This is a genomic window from Mesorhizobium sp. WSM4815 (genome assembly GCF_055811575.1).
In genome coordinates this window covers 127,343-142,323 of record NZ_JBVVQS010000090.1, presented here as the reverse complement: position 1 = coordinate 142,323, position 14,981 = coordinate 127,343, and the positions used below count along the sequence as shown (strand labels likewise).

The window sequence follows — 14,981 nt, the reverse complement described above, 5'->3', positions numbered from 1 at the left end:
CTCAGGCGCCCTTCCCCTTGATCGCTTCGATGCCGACAGATCTCGGGCTGAGCGAGGCGAACAGCGCCTGGACATAGGGCCGGAACATATGCTCGAGCGCGCCGGCGAACAGGATGACCAGGCCCTGGATGATGACGATCATGTCGCGGCTGATCGCCGGCATTTCGAAGGCGAGCTCGGCGCCGCCCTGGTACAGCATGCCGAACAATATTGCGGCGAGCACGATGCCGACCGGGTGCAGGCGCCCCATCAGCGCTACTGCGATGCCGACGAAACCGGCGCCCGAAACGAATTCGAGCGCGACATTGTGCTGGTCGCCCATCGTCGGGTTGAGCGCCATCATGCCGGCCAGCGCGCCCGAAATCATCATGGCGACGATGATGATGCGGGTTTCCGAAATGCCGGCATAGCGCGCCGCTTTCGCGCTGTGGCCGTAGGTGCGCATCTCGTAACCGAGCCTGGTGCGCCAGATCAGCACCCAGACCAGAAACGCCATGGCCAGCGCCAGCAGGAAGCTGATGTTGAACGGCGCCGAGCGGATCTTGGCGCCGAACAATTCGATGACCCAGTTGAGCTTCGGCAGTTGCGCGCCGTCGAGGAAGGTGCGTGTCTGCGGCGCCATCGAATTGGCCGGCTTCAAGAATCCGACCAGCGCGTAGACCATGACGCTGGCGGCGATGAAATTGAACATGATGGTGGTGATGACGATGTGCGAGCCGCGCCTGGCCTGCAGATAGGCCGGGATCAGCGCCCACAGCGCCCCCATCGCCGCAGCGGCAATGATCGCCAGCGGAAAGGTGAGCCACCATGGCAGCACGCTGTCGAAGGCGAGGCAAACGATGCCGATGCCGAGACCGGCGATATAGCCCTGGCCCTCGCCACCGATGTTGAACAGGCCGCAATGCGCCGCAACCGCCACCGACAGCCCGCTGAAGATGAAGGTGGTGGCGTAGAACAGCGTGAACGCAATGCCTTGCCCACGGCCGAAAGCGCCCTCGACCAGGACGGCGGCAGCGCGGAACGGATTTTCGCCGACCAGAAGCACGACGAGGCCGGCGACGACGAAGGCAACGGCGAGATTGATCACCGGGATCAGCCCGTAATCCGCCCAGGCCGGCAGCTTGGCGTAAGGCGTGCTCATTCCGCCGCCTCCCGGTGCTCGACGCCGGCCATCAGCAGTCCAAGCTCGCCTTCGCTCGCCTCGGGGCCGCGCTCGCCGACGATGCGGCCGGCAAACATCACCAGGATGCGGTCGGAGAGCGAGCGGATCTCGTCGAGCTCGACCGACACCACCAGCACCGCCTTGCCCTGGTCGCGCATGGCGATGAGCCGCTTGTGGATGAATTCGATGGCGCCGACATCGACGCCGCGCGTCGGCTGGCCGACGATCAGCACGCCCGGGTCCTGTTCCATTTCCCGCGCCAGCACGATCTTCTGCTGGTTGCCGCCGGAGAAATTCGCGGTCTTGAGACGGCAGTCCGCCGGGCGGATGTCGTATTTGGCGATCTTGTCCCTGGCGTCGTCGCGGATCGCGTCGATGTCGAGGAACGGCCCTTTCAAATAGCGCGGATCGTCGTGATAGCCGAGTATCGAATTCTCGTTCTCCTCGAAGGCCAGCACCAGCCCGACATGATGACGGTCTTCCGGGACATGGGCGAGGCCGCGGTCGCGCAGTTCGCCGGGATCGGCGGCCCCGGTCAGATCGATCGGCCTGCCGTCGAGCATGACGGAGCCCGAGACGGCGCGCCTGATGCCGGAAATCGCCTCGAGCATTTCGGATTGCCCGTTGCCGGCGACGCCGGCGATGCCAACGATCTCGCCGGCGCACACATCGAAGGAGACGTCGTCGACCATGGTGACGCCACGCGAATCCTTCACCGTCAGGTTCTTCACCGCGAGCTTGACCCCGCCGGCTTCCGCCTCGCCCTTCTCGACCCTGAGCAGCACGCGGCGCCCGACCATCAGCTCGGCCAGTTCCCCGACCGTGGTCTTCGTGGTCTGCCTGGTCGCCACCATCGTGCCCTGACGCATGACCGAGACCGTGTCGGTGATCGCCATGATCTCGCGCAGCTTATGGGTGATCAACACGATCGTTTTACCCTGCTCCTTCAACTGCCTGAGGATGCGGAACAGATGGTCGGCTTCTGCGGGCGTCAGCACGCCCGTCGGCTCGTCGAGAATCAGGATCTCGGCGCCGCGATACAGCGCCTTGAGGATTTCGACACGCTGCTGCAGTCCGACCGGCAACTCCTCGATGATCGCATCGGGATCGACCTCCAGCCCATATTCGCGCTCGAGCCGTTCCAGCTCGGACCGCGCCTTGGCGATGCTCTTCTTCAGCAGCGCATCGCTTTCAGCGCCGAGAATGACGTTTTCCAGCACCGTGAAATTGTCGACCAGCATGAAATGCTGATGCACCATGCCGATGCCGAGCGCGATGGCATCGTTGGGCGATTTGATCGACGCCGGCTGGCCGCCGACGCGGATCTCGCCGCTGTCGGCCTGATAGAAACCATAAAGGATCGACATCAGTGTCGACTTGCCAGCGCCGTTCTCGCCGACAATGCCGTGGATGGTGCCGCGCGCGATCTCCAGATTGATGTCGCGATTGGCGCGCACGGCGCCAAAACTCTTGTTGATGCCGATCAGCTCGATTGCGGCTTGCGCCATGCAGCCTTTCCCATCGTATTTTTATCGCTTGGTCAAAACGCCTAGCATGACGCCCCGCCTGTGCCAATTGCCGGAGCAGCGTTCACTCTCGACAAATCCCCGCGCGCTTGTCAATTTCGAACGTGGCCGCAGCCTGCACAATCGCCTGGATCGAGGATTTCAAATGACCATGCCCGACGACCGGCTGACGACGCTGGAAATCCGCGCCGCCGAGCAGGAGAAGACCATCGAGGAACTGTCCGGCCAGATCGCCGAGCAGTGGAAGGTGATCGAGCGCATGCAGCGCAAACTCGATGCGCTGGCCGACCGCTTCCTGGCGCTGGAGGAACAGGCCGCGCCCGACGTGCCGGTGACCAAGCCGCCGCATTGGTGAGGTTGCTGATAAGCAAGAAACCGCCAGGTTTTCACCGGCGGCTTCGAGCGGATCGGCAAGGTCGCGATCAATAGCTGGGCTACGCTGTGGAAAGCCGACGCTTTCGCTCTACGATGTACCCCCACCCCTAACCCCTCCCCACAGGGGGGAGGGAGACTTCCGTTGGCGCTGACCTCGGCAAATTGGCTCGCGGCAGCGTTCCCTCCCCCTTGTGGGGAGGGTTAGGGTGGGGGTCCTCTTCGCAAGAATCCGGTCCACCTTCGCAAGAATCAAATGCGATTGCCCTGCGATCAATAGGGGCAGGAATTGTCCGACATGTAATCATGCACCTTGATCGTACCGGCGATGATGTCGGCCTTGGCCTTTTCGACCGCCGCCTTCATCGCGTCGTCGACAAGCGCCTTGTTGTTGTCGTCCATGGCGTAGTCGACACCGCCTTCCTTGAGGCCGAGATCGTTGATGCCGCCGGTGAACTTGTCGTTCTTGGCATCCATGAAGGTGTTGTAGACGGCAACATCGACGCGCTTGACCATCGAGGTCAGCACCTTGCCGGGCTGCAGTCCATTCTGGTTGGAATCGACGCCGATGCCGAGCTTGCCGCCGTCGGCCGCTGCCTGCAGCACGCCAACACCGGTTCCGCCTGCCGCTGCGTAGATCACGTCGGCGCCCTGGTCGATCTGTGTCTTGGCGATCTCGCCGCCCTTGGCCGGATCGTTCCAGGCTGCCGGCGTGTCGCCGGTCATGTTCTGGATGACATCGGTCGCGCCGGCCGCCTTGGCGCCGCCGACATAACCGCAGCCGAATCGGCGGATCAGCGGAATGTCCATGCCGCCGATGAAGCCGACCTTTTTGGTCTTCGAGGCCATCGCCGCCATCACGCCGACGAGATACGAGCCTTCCTGCTCCTTGTAGACGACGGAGCGGACGTTGGGCTTGTCGACGACCATGTCAATGATGGCGAATTTGGTCTCGGGAAACTCGACGGCGATCTTCTCCAGCGCATCTGCCCAGGAGAAGCCCGCCATGGCGATTGGATTGCGGCCATCCTCGGCGAAACGACGCAGCGCCTGCTCGCGCTGGGTGGCGTTTGAGACCTCGAATTCCACATAGGCGATGCCGGTTTCGGCCTTGAACTTTTCGGCGCCGTTGTAGGACGCTTCGTTGAATGACTTGTCGAACTTGCCGCCGAGATCGTAGAGAAGTGCTGGCTGGATGTCCGCGGCGAAGGCCGGAAGAACCATCGCAGTTGCGGCCAGGAGGCCGAGAACGATACGTTTCATGTGATCCACACCCTGTCGGTTATTTTTCCGTTATGCACCGCCTGCCTGCCCGGTTCTCCGGCAGGCAGGCGACATCAGACAGGAGTGTCTCCCTCCCGCTTCGGGCCAATCTGGCACGGCCCGAAGCAAAATTCACGCGGAATTTTGACCTGTTGGAAAAGCCGGGATCATCGTCCCGCCAAGGCCTCAGGCGGAGCCGGCAGCCGGGATGGCGCAGGTGACGCCGGTGCCCTGCAGATTGCAATAGCCGTAGGGATTCTTCGCCAGATATTGCTGGTGGTCTTCCTCGGCGAAGTAGAATTCCGGTGCCGGAGCGATCTCGGTGGTGATCTTGCCGCGCCCGGCGCCGCGCAGCGAGGCCTCGTAGGCGTCGCGCGAGGCGATCGCCGCCTGGAATTGCGCATCGCCGAAGGTGTAGATCGCCGAGCGGTAGGTGGTGCCGACATCGTTGCCCTGGCGCATGCCTTGCGTCGGATCGTGGCTTTCCCAGTACAGCTTCAGAAGCTGTGCATAGGACACGATTTTTGGGTCGTAGACGACCAGCACGACTTCGGCATGACCGGTCAAACCGGTGCAGGTTTCCTGGTAGGTCGGATTGGGGGTGACGCCACCGGCATAGCCGACGGCCGTGACCCATACGCCCTCGACCTGCCAGAACAGGCGTTCCGCGCCCCAGAAGCAGCCCAGCCCGAACATCGCCTTCTCCAGCCCGTCGGGATAGGGGCCCTTCAGCGGCCGCTTCGAGACAAAATGATTGGATGCCGTCGGGATAGGATTGGCGCGACCCGGCAGCGCCTCGGCAGGTTTTGGCAGGTTGAGCTTCTTGTTCAGCATGTCGCTGAGGAACATGTGCAGTCTCCCTTTCGCTTTGTTGGGGGCTTTCTCTTTGTTTGGGGATGCTGGAGAATTATCAAGTCTAGGCGAACCGCCCGGTCGGCCGTTCCCGCCGGTAGCCGATCATGTAGAGAATGAAGGCAAGCCCCGCGAACACCGCGAAACCGGGCTGGTTGAGCACCCAGGCGATGGCGCCGTCCCACAGCAGCGGACCAAGCCTGTCGCGGACGAAGCTTTCGAAGGCGCTTCGCGTATCCGGCGCGACGGCGAGCCAACTCGTGTTGAGCGGGGTCATGACCAGGGCGGAGGCCGCCACCGAGCGCGTCGCGTCGACCACCGCCATGATGACCGAAACCGAAAGCGCAACCATTGCGGCAAGACGGAAGACGAAGCGGAACATCCTACCTCCCCGCAAGCTTTTCAGAAATGTCTGTATCGGCCTGATAGATAGGGTCTGCGCGCTTTATCCGCAATCGCGACACGCGAAGTTGAACCGACGCCGCCGGTTTTCGCCGCTGAGCGTCGGTCGGCCAAGACGACGCCGCCGATCGCGGCGATCGGCTTGCCAAGCAGTGCTGGCGGCATGGACAGAGCATCCCTATCCGACCAAGCGAATAGAGTGCTGTTATGTCTTGGCATTCGGCACCGGATCGACTAGATGAGCCCCGCACCTGTTGCTTTGACGGCTCAGGTGTGGGGAAAAGGTGTCCGCTGGTTGACGGCGCCTACGGTGCGGAGTTCCGGACCGGGAATCCCCAAGGAGACGGCATCTCCCCAACCCGCGCGGCGAAACCGGCCGTAGCGAAAATGCCAGGACGGAGAGGTGGCCGAGTGGTTGAAGGCGCACGCCTGGAAAGTGTGTTTACGGGAGACCGTAACGCGGGTTCGAATCCCGCTCTCTCCGCCACATTTCCCTACTAACTCATCCAGATCGTGTTGCGCGAATGGCTGGAAACCAACGCCTATCTGCCGGTCCGGGCGATCGACGAGGAAAGCGAGACGGACGGCAGCGCGTAGGCGGGGCGCGACCCGTATGCAGAAGACCCGCCGCTACATTTGCGAAGCGACGGGCCTCCACCCCACCCCATATCTTACCAGGCGAGTACGGTGCCAGACTTATTGACCCATTGCGGGGCGTAAGGGGTGACAGCCTGGCTCTGTGATTGTGGCCCCGTGCGTAAACCAGTGCGTGCCGGACTCGGCCGGCTTGAGTTCATTCCGCCAATGATGGCCCTGCTCCGCAATTTCAAAATGACCCACTACCGCAGCTTCTGGACTCTCGCCCGGAATGGCGTCATTCTCTCTTCGGGGAGAGCGGGCGTGGGCAAAGGCCTCCGCAGGGCGGGTGGCGCGGCTTCGCAAAGCGCACATGATTTCGTCACGAGAGATGCCGATGTCGCCAAGGACGCCATCGGGTAAACGGCTCAACTGGTCCGTTGCCGATAACAGAGCCTTTCGCTCGGCGTGCGTGCCCGCATGGCGGGCGGTGGCTGGCCCCGGGCCACGCATATAATAGAGCTCCGGCCGGTAGCGCCGCGCGGCGAATTTGCGAAACGCCGCAGCAAGTTTTGTGACGGGAGCCAAGAATTTCATGACCGTTCCCTTTCCCTTCGCCGGCTTGAACACGAGCCGGCAGGCCTGGATGTTGCAAACAAGGATATGCCAGTCGAACCAGGCTCGGCTGTGGGAATTCCCACACCGGGGAAAACATTGGAAAAATCCGCTCCCAGTTTTGCTTTCCGGAAAGCGGGGCCTGCGGCCATCAAATTTCCTTGGATAGGGAGTAAGATGAAGTACACCTGATTGAACAAGAGGCTATTGAACAAGAGGCTATTGAACAAGAGACCGTTGTGACAAGCTCTCTGGCCTTCATCTCAAGACTTTGCGATGCCGACCTCGCCGCGCTGACCAAACGGTGGCACGAGCGCAGCTATCGACACAACGAGCTGATCATTTCCCACGGCGACACTGGTCGCGATGTCTTCTTCCTGCTGGAAGGACGGGCTCGCGTGACACTGGTTTCAGCGGACGGCAGGGAGATAGCGTATCGCGATGTCGAACCGGGTGACATTTTCGGGGAGCTCGGAGGCATTGACGGGATTGCACGCTCTGCCAGCGTAGTCGCGCTGGAGGCAACCCGCGCTGCACGGCTGTCCGGCACAGCATTCCGGGATATCGTGATGACCCACCCGACTTTTGCCTGGATGCTGCTTGAGCATCTGTCTGCCCAGCTCCGACGCATGACCGAGCGGGTATTCGAATACAGCACTCTGGTCGTGCGAAAACGGCTGATCGTCGAGCTCCTGCATCGGGCGGAGAAAGCCGCACTCGTGGACGGCGAGGTGTCGAATTTACTTGCACCTTCCTTGCACCTTCGGTTGGCGCTTTGCGCAGGCCCGATCCGCGACAGCCTGCCGCATTCTCGAACCATCCGAAACGACGCTTCCGCCTGCATTCGCGTCAGGCAGTTTCCCCTTCACCAAACGTGGTTCAACGACGGACGCCACGGCGGTGAACGCAAGTGGTGTACGGCGGGTGACTTCGGGGATGCGTCATATCCTTGCCATCTGACAGGCCGGCCGGCGCAACACTTCGGAGAGGCGCTCTAGGACGCGACTACATCGCTTGCTGACAAAATGTATCCGCATTGCTGGCCGGTTCCCTAAAAGCCGAAAAAAACGCAGCGTGGTGGGCCCCCAATCTGCACCCACCCCGCCTTCGGGCAAGCTCCCCCGGGGGTCAACCGGCACGGACAAGGGATGCCCGCTTCGCGCACCCATCAGCAGCGGTGTGGCTTCTAGCCGCAAGCAATTGCTTGAAGCAGTTGCCGACACCACATGATGTTCCATAGCCAGCCAAGCGAGATGAACTCGCCCGACCTAGTCGCTGCCCTCCACGGTGGAAACCAGACTATTGGATCATGGCGATGACGTACGGCCAACCTTTAGCAATCAGAAAGACATCATGCCAGAAAATACCAGACTGCCAACGAGCGACGTCCCCCTCATCAAGCTGGGCAGTTGTCAATGCCGCTTCCCGGTTCGCGAAGATCGGTCAGTGCCCGGCGGTCACCGCTTTTGTGCTGGGCCAACTTCGCCTGACCGCGTGTACTGCGATCACCACCACAGCATCGTGACCGCCGTCGAGCCTCGTCGAGCCCGTTCGGGTTTCCACCTCGCTCAACGACGCGCCGCGTAAATAGATACCGGGCGGCTGCACCTCGAACCGGTCTCAAGGGCTCGATGTGATGCTCTCCCACGTGTTCGGGCACCCACATCGTCGGCCGAGCAGTCCAAGAGCGCCGCAGAACCATCCGCTTTCCATTGAACTCGCTGGAGCCATCGAATTGCGGTGGCTGCCGGCGACAATGGTATCAGCCACGCATCATCGAGTGCAGGATGGCCTGCATGTGCTCTTCCAGGTCAAGTTCGCCCCGTGCCTCAGTGGCTAACAGGTACTCGGCCTTGGCTCGGCGGTCGCCTCGACTGATCGCAGGATACGAGCAGATGGCCAGCAATGCGTCCTCTTCAATCCGGTCTGCCCTCTTGCGGTCGTGGCTGCTGCTGTCCGCTCGATGAACAACCCTGTGGAGCGCGACATAGGCGGCCTCATGGGCTCCGATCAGCGCCTGCAATTCGCGCGAGGCACCTTCCCCTTCAGCAAACGTCGGTTCAACGACCGAGGCTACGGCGGTGAACGCAAGAAGTGTACGGCGGGTGACTTCGGGCATGCCTCATATCCTTGCAGTCTGATCATGCGGGAACACCATAGCACCGAAGCAACAGTTCGGAGAGGCGCTATGGAATGGGGCAGCGATGTCTGCTGACAAAAATGTATCCGTTCCCGCAGTTGCTCGCCTCGCCTACTGCTGGCCGGTTAAGCCCGTCCTGTCGCCGTTTGGATTTGGTGCCGGAGCCTCGCGCACGTCTCGTGGCGGCGGGTCCACATGTTCAGGCTCCGGCGACGCTTCCTTGTCGGGACGACGGACAGGTGTCTTCTTCGGGGCAGGCTTCGGTGGCGAGTCTTTGATTTTGTTTGGCATATCCAGTTAACCGGATCGCCAAGCTCTGGTTCCGGTGTGCCCATCAAAAGGCCCCGCCACCGTGAGGCAGCGGACAACGGGTTGCGGGAACAGAAGAAGACAAAAAGGTGCACGTCATCGTAGAAAACCTTCGAGTCCCGGCGGCGGCTGAAAGGAAAGTCGGGCACGGCTCAGATCAGCTGCTTCAGCCGGGAAGGCAGCAAGGTCGCTTCGAGGAAGCTTACCTATGAAAATCCGGCAGCGTTATCTTGTGTCCATTCCGGTCGAATTCCGAGGTAAAGCTGTAGGACCTGGAGAACTCGAAGCTGACCTTGTCGTAGAGGCCGGGTTTGCTGGAATAATCCTGCAACTCTTTAAACAGGATTTTCTGCTCGAAAGGCCAAGCCACTCCATCGGCCACGCTGCGCACCTCGCCGCAACCGACCTCGATGTCGACGACAGTCTTTCGCGATTGGACTTCCCCCAGAAAATGAAGCTGTTTATGACGGTCGGCGCGTTTGGTGTGCCCGTAGCTGTTCAGCTTGAAAACCTCCACAAGATACTTGACTGTTTTGTTCGCAATCTTTCTATTATTTCGGTAGTATATTTTGGTGTGCCTTACCCGCTGGATCAAATATTCCCTCTTGCACTGCGGTGCCGAGATTGAATTGTAGAATATCAGGTAGTGTACTGCTCTGTTGGCTCCAGATTCCTTCCGAAATCCTTTCGCATAATAATCATCCAGGAATTGGTCTATCTCGACGCCAGCTTTCGCTGCAAGCGCCTTTTCCTCACGGTACACCTTGTTTTTGCTGTAGGTTTTTGGATCGTCCAAGGCTCCCGACTGCCTGGTGTCGCCTTCCATCCCTCGGCGCAATGTGACCTGCTCCAGGATGATCTCCGATGCCGATAAAGGTACCGAAAAGAGCACAATGCCCAGAGACAACAGATACTTCATACTTCACGCACCTCAGGGATAGCATGAGCCACGGCAGACAGTTGAACCGGGACATTGCGGCCAATTCGCGGCCTGGTTGCCGCCCAGCCGGGCATGTCCGTAGCGGGCTCAATCGTCGCATAATACAGCGGTGGGCACGCCCATTGCCGAGCGCCCCACACAGATCCGACGAGCCCAATCATGGCAAGGGGCATACGGCTCCTGCTTCGGCTGATTGACGGCGAAGCGCTGGTGCGGCCAAGGATGAAGGTTTGGGCAGCCAGTCGTTGGCCAGCCGCGTGAACCAGGTCACGACGTCGTTCTGGCTGCGGCGCCGAAGCGCCCGTCGCTCAAAGGGGGCAGACAAAGCGCACTAGCTCTCGTCACCGAAACCCAGCAGCGACGCATTGCGTATGTGGCTGTGGTCGCCGCGAAGATGCCTGATGCGCAGCTTCATCCCGGGCCTGAGCCATTGTGTCCCCGGCCGTTTCTTCATGGCCTCTGGCGGCGGCCCGGCGTGCTCCCGAACCCGCTTGAACAACCGCTCCTTCATGTCGCGGCCCAGGCTGATCAGGGCGGAACCGACATATTTCCCGGTGCCGGGCTGTGCCAAAAGGGCGAAGGCTGCCTCGCCGGGCTGGCGCTCGACGCCCAGCAGTTCGAATTCATCGACCGTGAAGCTCTTGGTCGTCAGCCAGTTCGAGGTCAGGCCGCTGCGATATTTGCTGTCGGCGCGCTTCGAGACAATTCCCTCAAGCTCGACCTCCTCGACGAGGTGGAAGAGCGACTGCGCGTCACCAGGCAGGGCCTCGCTGAACCGAATCCGGCTGTGCGGCTTGATGATACCGCGGAGAATTTCGCGGCGCGCCTTGCAGCCGACGTCGCGCAGATCATGGCCGTTCAGGTGCAGAATGTCGAATGCGCACAGGTACATGCCGTAGGGATTGTCGTGGACGGCGTTCTGGAGCGCGTTGAAGTCGGGCATGCCGGCCTTGTCGGTGACGACCGCCTCGCCGTCGATGATGGCGTTCTTGACCTCAAGCTCACCCGCGGCTTCCACGATCCCCAGATATTGACGCGTCCAGTCCTTACCGGTTTCGGTATAGACGCGGATATCCTCGGGGCCGTTGATAATGATCTGGGCGCGGTAGCCATCCAGCTTGATCTCATGAATCCAGTTGTCACCCTCGGGCGGCATGGCCACCAGCTTGGGCTCCATCGGGGGAATGAACTCTAGCCGGCCGGTGCCGGCATCTGCCCGCCTGCGCATGGAACCCAGTCTAGGTCATCGGCGTATATTAGCCATAGCGAATATGATAAAGTTCTAAAAGGACGTGCGATATGGCAGACGACAAAAACAAACGCGACTTTCGCGACCGCAACAAGATATCGGCGGACGATGATTATGAAGTGAACTTTTTCGCTCTGCAGAACAACATCACGCCGGAGCAGGTGCGCGAGCTGATCCGCAAGCACGGCAACGATCGGGCAACTCTGACCGCTGCCGCGAAGGCATTGCCGGCACAATGATGACCAAACTGTCAGACCTGGGGCCGCCGATCGCCGGCTGGTCATTGGCTATTTCCGTACGATAGGTAGAAAAGCCCGCGCCCGTGGTGGGGAAAAGGACCCGGGCTGATCAGAGGGACGAGCCGATCTCGCAGCATGTCTGCACAGGAAATAATGCTGCGAAAGCCGAACTTTCTACCTAAACCTTTGTTCCAACGCAAAAAACCCAGCCGCACCTTTCGCCAAGCCGGTCAATGAGGCCTGGATTTTCAATCCCTATTGGGCGGCACCTAAATTCCAGATGTCCCGATGCAGGCGCCATGTCCCGTCGTCGCCCTTTTTCCAGACGACGATGTACTTGCCCACAAGGGTGGAGAGGGCGCCGTCTTTGCTCGGCGCATCGAGCGTAAATGCGCCAACTTCGTAGGCGAGGTTCGCGCTCTCTTCCACTTCCAGCGCCTTCAGGGTGAGATTCTTCATCCCGCCTTTGATCGCGCCCTGCCAGAACTCTTCCACGCCCTTGCGGCCATCGACGCGCTTGCCGTCGGGCGGCAGCAAGGCAGCGTCCTCGGTATACAATTGACCCACCGCCGCCGCGTTTCCGCTATTGAAGGCGTCCGTGAATTTCGGCAGCGCCGCTTCAATGTCCTCGCGAGCCGACTGGGCGGCCGCAGGCAATGCAGACGATAGAAGCAGCACAGCAGCAAATGCGAATGACTTAACCGGTCTCATCTCGTCCTCCCTTTGCGTGATCGACATATCTACCGGATGAATAGCACGCCCAACCCGAGTGCGCCGCCGCGCCCACTCAATCGGCCAGACCTGATTTGCATTAGGCTTATCTAATTACGCAAGCGCCAGACGCTCTCAGCCCACTACCCGATCGGCCCGCCTTCTCCGCCAGAGGCGCGGGCTTGGCTCAGCAATATCCTGACATCGTTTAGCGTGGAACCGCAGGCATTCCCGAGACTGAGCGCGCCGTTTCGGCGGAGAAAACCACGAAGGCAAAAGATGAGCACGCTGGCAGCGACGATCATCGAGCCGGTGGCGACGATCGGCTCAAGCGCCGGATTTCCATGCAGCATCAAGTAGAGGGCCGGCAACATCACCACCAGGCCAAAATTATAGACGCCATAATGGACCATTGCGATAGTGCGGGCGGCTTTTGTCGGGTTCAGGGCGTAGTACCCACCGAATATTGCACTTGTTACCCATCCCAGGAGATTGATGTGTGCGTGAGCCGGGTAGGCGCCGTGATTGCCTGAAATTGCCATTTGCAGGCCGGCTGCAATTCTCAGAATAAGAAAGACGATCGCTGTCTTGAAAAAGAGTTCCGAGATTTTCGGCATGTCATGTCCTCCCAAGCCGTTGCAGGCGGCCCGGCAGCCTGTTGGGGGTGACCGGCTGGCCACCGGGCCTAACCGGCTTGCGCCGGCTGATGAAAACATGCGCTCACACTAATATAAATGCAACATCGAGATACCGGGTGCGCACAGCGGAGTTTGACGATCTGGACTCCCGTCCCAAAGCGGGCGGCCGGAAAGCGATTTCGGTTCAATCGTCCGCGTGGAAAACTAGCCAGGACGCCGCAGGTGTTCGACAAGCGCGCGCAGCTTCGGCGCGACGTTGCGACGGCTCGGATAATAAAGGTAGAAGCCGGCAAAGCGCGGGCAATAGTCGACGAGAACCGGCACCAGTTCGCCCCGAGCGATCCACGGGCGAAAGCTTTCCTCCATGCCGAAAGTGATGCCGGCTCCGGCAATGGCGAGCTTTATCATCAACGCCATGTCGTTGGTCGTGATCGCCGGCGCGACCGCGACGCTGAACTCCTTGCCGTCCTCGGCGAATTCCCAGCGATAGGGCGCGACCTTCGGGGCGCGACGCCAGCCAATGCAGCGATGGCCCGCGAGTTCCTGCGGATGCGACGGCTCGCCAAACCGATCACGATAGGCCGGCGCGCAGGCGGCCAGCTGCCGCTCGTCACCGGCGACAGGCACCGCGATCATGTCCTGCTCGATCACCTCGCCGAGCCTGACGCCGGCATCGTATCCCTCGGCGACGATATCGAATTCCTCGTCCGTCACCGTGATGTCCATCCGGACCTCCGGATTGGCTTCGGCAAAGGTCGCCAGGGACGGCCCTGAAAGAAAGCGCTCGGCGATCGACGAGACGGCGAGCCGCAACTGCCCGCGCGGACGCCCGCGCAGGTCCCCGGTGCTCTCCATTGCGGCGCGCATGTCGGCGATGGCGGGCGCTATCTCGGCGTAGAGGCGTTCGCCAGCCTCGGTCAGGCTGACGCTTCGCGTCGTGCGCTGGACCAGCCCGATACCGAGCGTCTCTTCCAGCCGCTTCATCGTCTGGCTGACCGCCGAGCGGGTGACGCCCATCCGGTCCGCAGCCGCGCGAAAGCTCCGCTCCTCGGCGACGAGGGCGAAGACGGCAAGCGCATTGAGATCCGGCTGCATTGGTTAGCTGTGCTTTCGACGCTGTAAACGAATGGTCGTCTTATCGCTACAGTGAAACAGATCCATCTTCGTGGCAACCGCTGCATGGCGGTTCAAGGATCAACCAGACGGAGACCGAACATGTCCCTCAACCCAAACTTGTTCCCCAACAAAGTCGTGCTCATCACCGGGGCTTCGAGCGGCATTGGCGCCGCCATCGGCCGGGAGCTCGGTGCCGCAGGAGCAAAGGTCATGCTGGGTGCGCGCCGCACCGGTCGGCTGGACGCGCTCGCAGAAGAGATCAGGGCAAAGGGCGGGGAGGCAATGACACGCCGCCTGGACGTGACCGACCGCGACGATGTCGCCGCTTTTGCCGATGCGGCGCGCCAAGCCTGGGGACGCGTCGATGTGATCGTCAACAATGCCGGCGTCATGCCGTTGTCGCTGATGATTTCGATGAAGGTCGATGAATGGGACCGAATGGTCGACGTCAACATCAAGGGCGTGCTCTACGGCATCGCTGCGGTGCTGCCGCAGATGACGGCCCGAGGCTCCGGCCATGTCGTCAACATCGCCTCCATCGGCGCGCTTTCGGTATCGCCGACAGCCGCTGTCTATTGCGCAACCAAATACGCGGTCCGCGCCATCTCCGATGGCTTGCGGCAGGAGCACAACGACATCCGCGTCACCTGCATCCACCCCGGCGTGGTCGAGAGCGAGCTCGCCGACACGATCACCGATCCGGTCGCGGTGGAAGCGATGAAGACCTATCGCGCCATTGCGCTGCAGCCCGACGCGATCGGCCGTGCCGTGCGCTTTGCCATCGAACAGCCGGACGATGTCGACGTGAACGAGATCGTCATCCGGCCGACAGCCAGCAAGTAGTCCGATGAAACAGATTTCCATACTTGCC

16 protein-coding genes and 1 tRNA gene are annotated in these 14,981 nt (G+C 61.2%); 5 read left to right on the top strand and 12 right to left on the bottom strand.

The genetic code is table 11. The features are described 5' to 3' along the window. Position 1 precedes the first annotated feature (1 nt). Both AC0L2B_RS13180 and AC0L2B_RS13175 read right to left on the bottom strand, forming a co-directional pair. Positions 2–1,141, bottom strand: coding sequence for an ABC transporter permease (locus AC0L2B_RS13180; protein WP_027153023.1), 1,140 nt, complete (start codon positions 1,139–1,141; stop codon positions 2–4). Further along, on the bottom strand, positions 1,138–2,670 hold the full coding sequence (locus AC0L2B_RS13175; RefSeq protein WP_473745624.1) for an ABC transporter ATP-binding protein: 1,533 nt from the start codon (positions 2,668–2,670) through the stop codon (positions 1,138–1,140). Before AC0L2B_RS13175 ends, AC0L2B_RS13180 begins: the two co-directional genes overlap by 4 nt. A 163-nt stretch (positions 2,671–2,833) precedes the next feature. Here AC0L2B_RS13175 and AC0L2B_RS13170 point away from each other — a divergent pair, with 163 nt between their 5' ends. Further along, complete coding sequence (locus tag AC0L2B_RS13170; protein ID WP_091600472.1) at positions 2,834–3,043, top strand: SlyX family protein; 210 nt, start codon at positions 2,834–2,836, stop codon at positions 3,041–3,043. A gap of 290 nt (positions 3,044–3,333) precedes the next feature. Here the strand turns inward: AC0L2B_RS13170 and AC0L2B_RS13165 are convergent, their stop codons facing one another. The 3 genes from AC0L2B_RS13165 to AC0L2B_RS13155 all read right to left on the bottom strand — a co-directional run bounded on the left by AC0L2B_RS13165 (position 3,334) and on the right by AC0L2B_RS13155 (position 5,557). Further along, a complete protein-coding gene (locus tag AC0L2B_RS13165; RefSeq protein WP_023797496.1) occupies positions 3,334–4,323 on the bottom strand; it encodes a BMP family lipoprotein in 990 nt (329 codons plus the stop codon). Between the two features lie 186 nt (positions 4,324–4,509). Then, positions 4,510–5,172 (bottom strand): peptide-methionine (S)-S-oxide reductase MsrA, encoded by a 663-nt coding sequence (gene msrA / locus AC0L2B_RS13160; RefSeq protein WP_473745622.1) that lies wholly within the window; start codon positions 5,170–5,172, stop codon positions 4,510–4,512. Positions 5,173–5,239: 67 nt separating this feature from the next. Next, positions 5,240–5,557 (bottom strand): hypothetical protein, encoded by a 318-nt coding sequence (locus AC0L2B_RS13155; RefSeq protein WP_473745621.1) that lies wholly within the window; start codon positions 5,555–5,557, stop codon positions 5,240–5,242. Positions 5,558–5,974: 417 nt separating this feature from the next. Here AC0L2B_RS13155 and AC0L2B_RS13150 point away from each other — a divergent pair. After that, positions 5,975–6,064 (top strand) — tRNA-Ser (locus AC0L2B_RS13150). Positions 6,065–6,273: 209 nt separating this feature from the next. On the opposite strand, the gene AC0L2B_RS13145 is transcribed toward AC0L2B_RS13150, so the two are convergent. After that, positions 6,274–6,750, bottom strand: a complete 477-nt coding sequence (locus tag AC0L2B_RS13145) for a DUF1127 domain-containing protein (protein ID WP_236473448.1) — start codon at positions 6,748–6,750, stop codon at positions 6,274–6,276. A 257-nt stretch (positions 6,751–7,007) separates the two neighbouring features. Between AC0L2B_RS13145 and AC0L2B_RS13140 the strand changes: the two genes are divergently transcribed. Next, positions 7,008–7,766 (top strand): Crp/Fnr family transcriptional regulator, encoded by a 759-nt coding sequence (locus AC0L2B_RS13140; RefSeq protein WP_473745620.1) that lies wholly within the window; start codon positions 7,008–7,010, stop codon positions 7,764–7,766. 764 nt (positions 7,767–8,530) lie between these two features. On the opposite strand, the gene AC0L2B_RS13135 is transcribed toward AC0L2B_RS13140, so the two are convergent. The 3 genes from AC0L2B_RS13135 to AC0L2B_RS13125 all read right to left on the bottom strand — a co-directional run bounded on the left by AC0L2B_RS13135 (position 8,531) and on the right by AC0L2B_RS13125 (position 11,385). Next, a complete protein-coding gene (locus AC0L2B_RS13135) occupies positions 8,531–8,887 on the bottom strand; it encodes a hypothetical protein (RefSeq protein ID WP_473745619.1) in 357 nt (118 codons plus the stop codon). 532 nt (positions 8,888–9,419) lie between these two features. Beyond that, positions 9,420–10,136, bottom strand: a complete 717-nt coding sequence (locus tag AC0L2B_RS13130) for a hypothetical protein (RefSeq protein ID WP_473745618.1) — start codon at positions 10,134–10,136, stop codon at positions 9,420–9,422. 352 nt (positions 10,137–10,488) lie between these two features. Beyond that, the gene (locus AC0L2B_RS13125; RefSeq protein WP_473745617.1) at positions 10,489–11,385 is read right to left on the bottom strand and encodes an ATP-dependent DNA ligase; all 897 of its coding nucleotides are present in this window, start codon (positions 11,383–11,385) and stop codon (positions 10,489–10,491) included. A 71-nt stretch (positions 11,386–11,456) separates the two neighbouring features. Between AC0L2B_RS13125 and AC0L2B_RS13120 the strand changes: the two genes are divergently transcribed. Then, positions 11,457–11,645: a DUF3606 domain-containing protein gene (locus tag AC0L2B_RS13120; RefSeq protein WP_091595632.1), complete on the top strand. Its 189-nt coding sequence runs from the start codon at positions 11,457–11,459 to the stop codon at positions 11,643–11,645. Positions 11,646–11,900: 255 nt separating this feature from the next. Here AC0L2B_RS13120 and AC0L2B_RS13115 read toward each other — a convergent pair whose 3' ends face one another. From AC0L2B_RS13115 to AC0L2B_RS13105, 3 genes are all read right to left on the bottom strand, one after another. Then, the gene (locus AC0L2B_RS13115) at positions 11,901–12,356 is read right to left on the bottom strand and encodes a YybH family protein (protein ID WP_473745616.1); all 456 of its coding nucleotides are present in this window, start codon (positions 12,354–12,356) and stop codon (positions 11,901–11,903) included. 143 nt (positions 12,357–12,499) lie between these two features. Next, positions 12,500–12,973 carry a hypothetical protein gene (locus AC0L2B_RS13110; RefSeq protein ID WP_473745615.1) on the bottom strand — a complete coding sequence of 158 codons (474 nt, stop codon included), beginning with the start codon at positions 12,971–12,973 and terminating at the stop codon, positions 12,500–12,502. A gap of 225 nt (positions 12,974–13,198) precedes the next feature. Continuing rightward, positions 13,199–14,089 (bottom strand): LysR family transcriptional regulator, encoded by an 891-nt coding sequence (locus AC0L2B_RS13105; protein WP_473745614.1) that lies wholly within the window; start codon positions 14,087–14,089, stop codon positions 13,199–13,201. Between the two features lie 120 nt (positions 14,090–14,209). On the opposite strand from AC0L2B_RS13105, the gene AC0L2B_RS13100 reads away from it, so the two are divergent. After that, positions 14,210–14,953, top strand: a complete 744-nt coding sequence (locus tag AC0L2B_RS13100) for an SDR family oxidoreductase (RefSeq protein ID WP_473745613.1) — start codon at positions 14,210–14,212, stop codon at positions 14,951–14,953. The last annotated feature ends 28 nt before the right edge of the window (positions 14,954–14,981 follow it).

Bases quoted from the DNA above. Each gene is read 5' to 3' on its own strand.
- AC0L2B_RS13105 (WP_473745614.1), bottom strand. From the start codon at position 14,089: ATGCAGCCGGATCTCAATGCGCTTGCCGTCTTCGCCCTCGTCGCCGAG.
- AC0L2B_RS13155 (WP_473745621.1), bottom strand. From the start codon at position 5,557: ATGTTCCGCTTCGTCTTCCGTCTTGCCGCAATGGTTGCGCTTTCGGTT.
- AC0L2B_RS13120 (WP_091595632.1), top strand. From the start codon at position 11,457: ATGGCAGACGACAAAAACAAACGCGACTTTCGCGACCGCAACAAGATA.
- AC0L2B_RS13145 (WP_236473448.1), bottom strand. From the start codon at position 6,750: ATGAAATTCTTGGCTCCCGTCACAAAACTTGCTGCGGCGTTTCGCAAA.
- AC0L2B_RS13110 (WP_473745615.1), bottom strand. From the start codon at position 12,973: ATGCCGAAAATCTCGGAACTCTTTTTCAAGACAGCGATCGTCTTTCTT.
- AC0L2B_RS13125 (WP_473745617.1), bottom strand. From the start codon at position 11,385: ATGCGCAGGCGGGCAGATGCCGGCACCGGCCGGCTAGAGTTCATTCCC.
- AC0L2B_RS13165 (WP_023797496.1), bottom strand. From the start codon at position 4,323: ATGAAACGTATCGTTCTCGGCCTCCTGGCCGCAACTGCGATGGTTCTT.
- AC0L2B_RS13100 (WP_473745613.1), top strand. From the start codon at position 14,210: ATGTCCCTCAACCCAAACTTGTTCCCCAACAAAGTCGTGCTCATCACC.
- AC0L2B_RS13175 (WP_473745624.1), bottom strand. From the start codon at position 2,670: ATGGCGCAAGCCGCAATCGAGCTGATCGGCATCAACAAGAGTTTTGGC.
- AC0L2B_RS13180 (WP_027153023.1), bottom strand. From the start codon at position 1,141: ATGAGCACGCCTTACGCCAAGCTGCCGGCCTGGGCGGATTACGGGCTG.
- AC0L2B_RS13170 (WP_091600472.1), top strand. From the start codon at position 2,834: ATGACCATGCCCGACGACCGGCTGACGACGCTGGAAATCCGCGCCGCC.
- AC0L2B_RS13130 (WP_473745618.1), bottom strand. From the start codon at position 10,136: ATGAAGTATCTGTTGTCTCTGGGCATTGTGCTCTTTTCGGTACCTTTA.
- AC0L2B_RS13115 (WP_473745616.1), bottom strand. From the start codon at position 12,356: ATGAGACCGGTTAAGTCATTCGCATTTGCTGCTGTGCTGCTTCTATCG.
- msrA (WP_473745622.1), bottom strand. From the start codon at position 5,172: ATGTTCCTCAGCGACATGCTGAACAAGAAGCTCAACCTGCCAAAACCT.
- AC0L2B_RS13135 (WP_473745619.1), bottom strand. From the start codon at position 8,887: ATGCCCGAAGTCACCCGCCGTACACTTCTTGCGTTCACCGCCGTAGCC.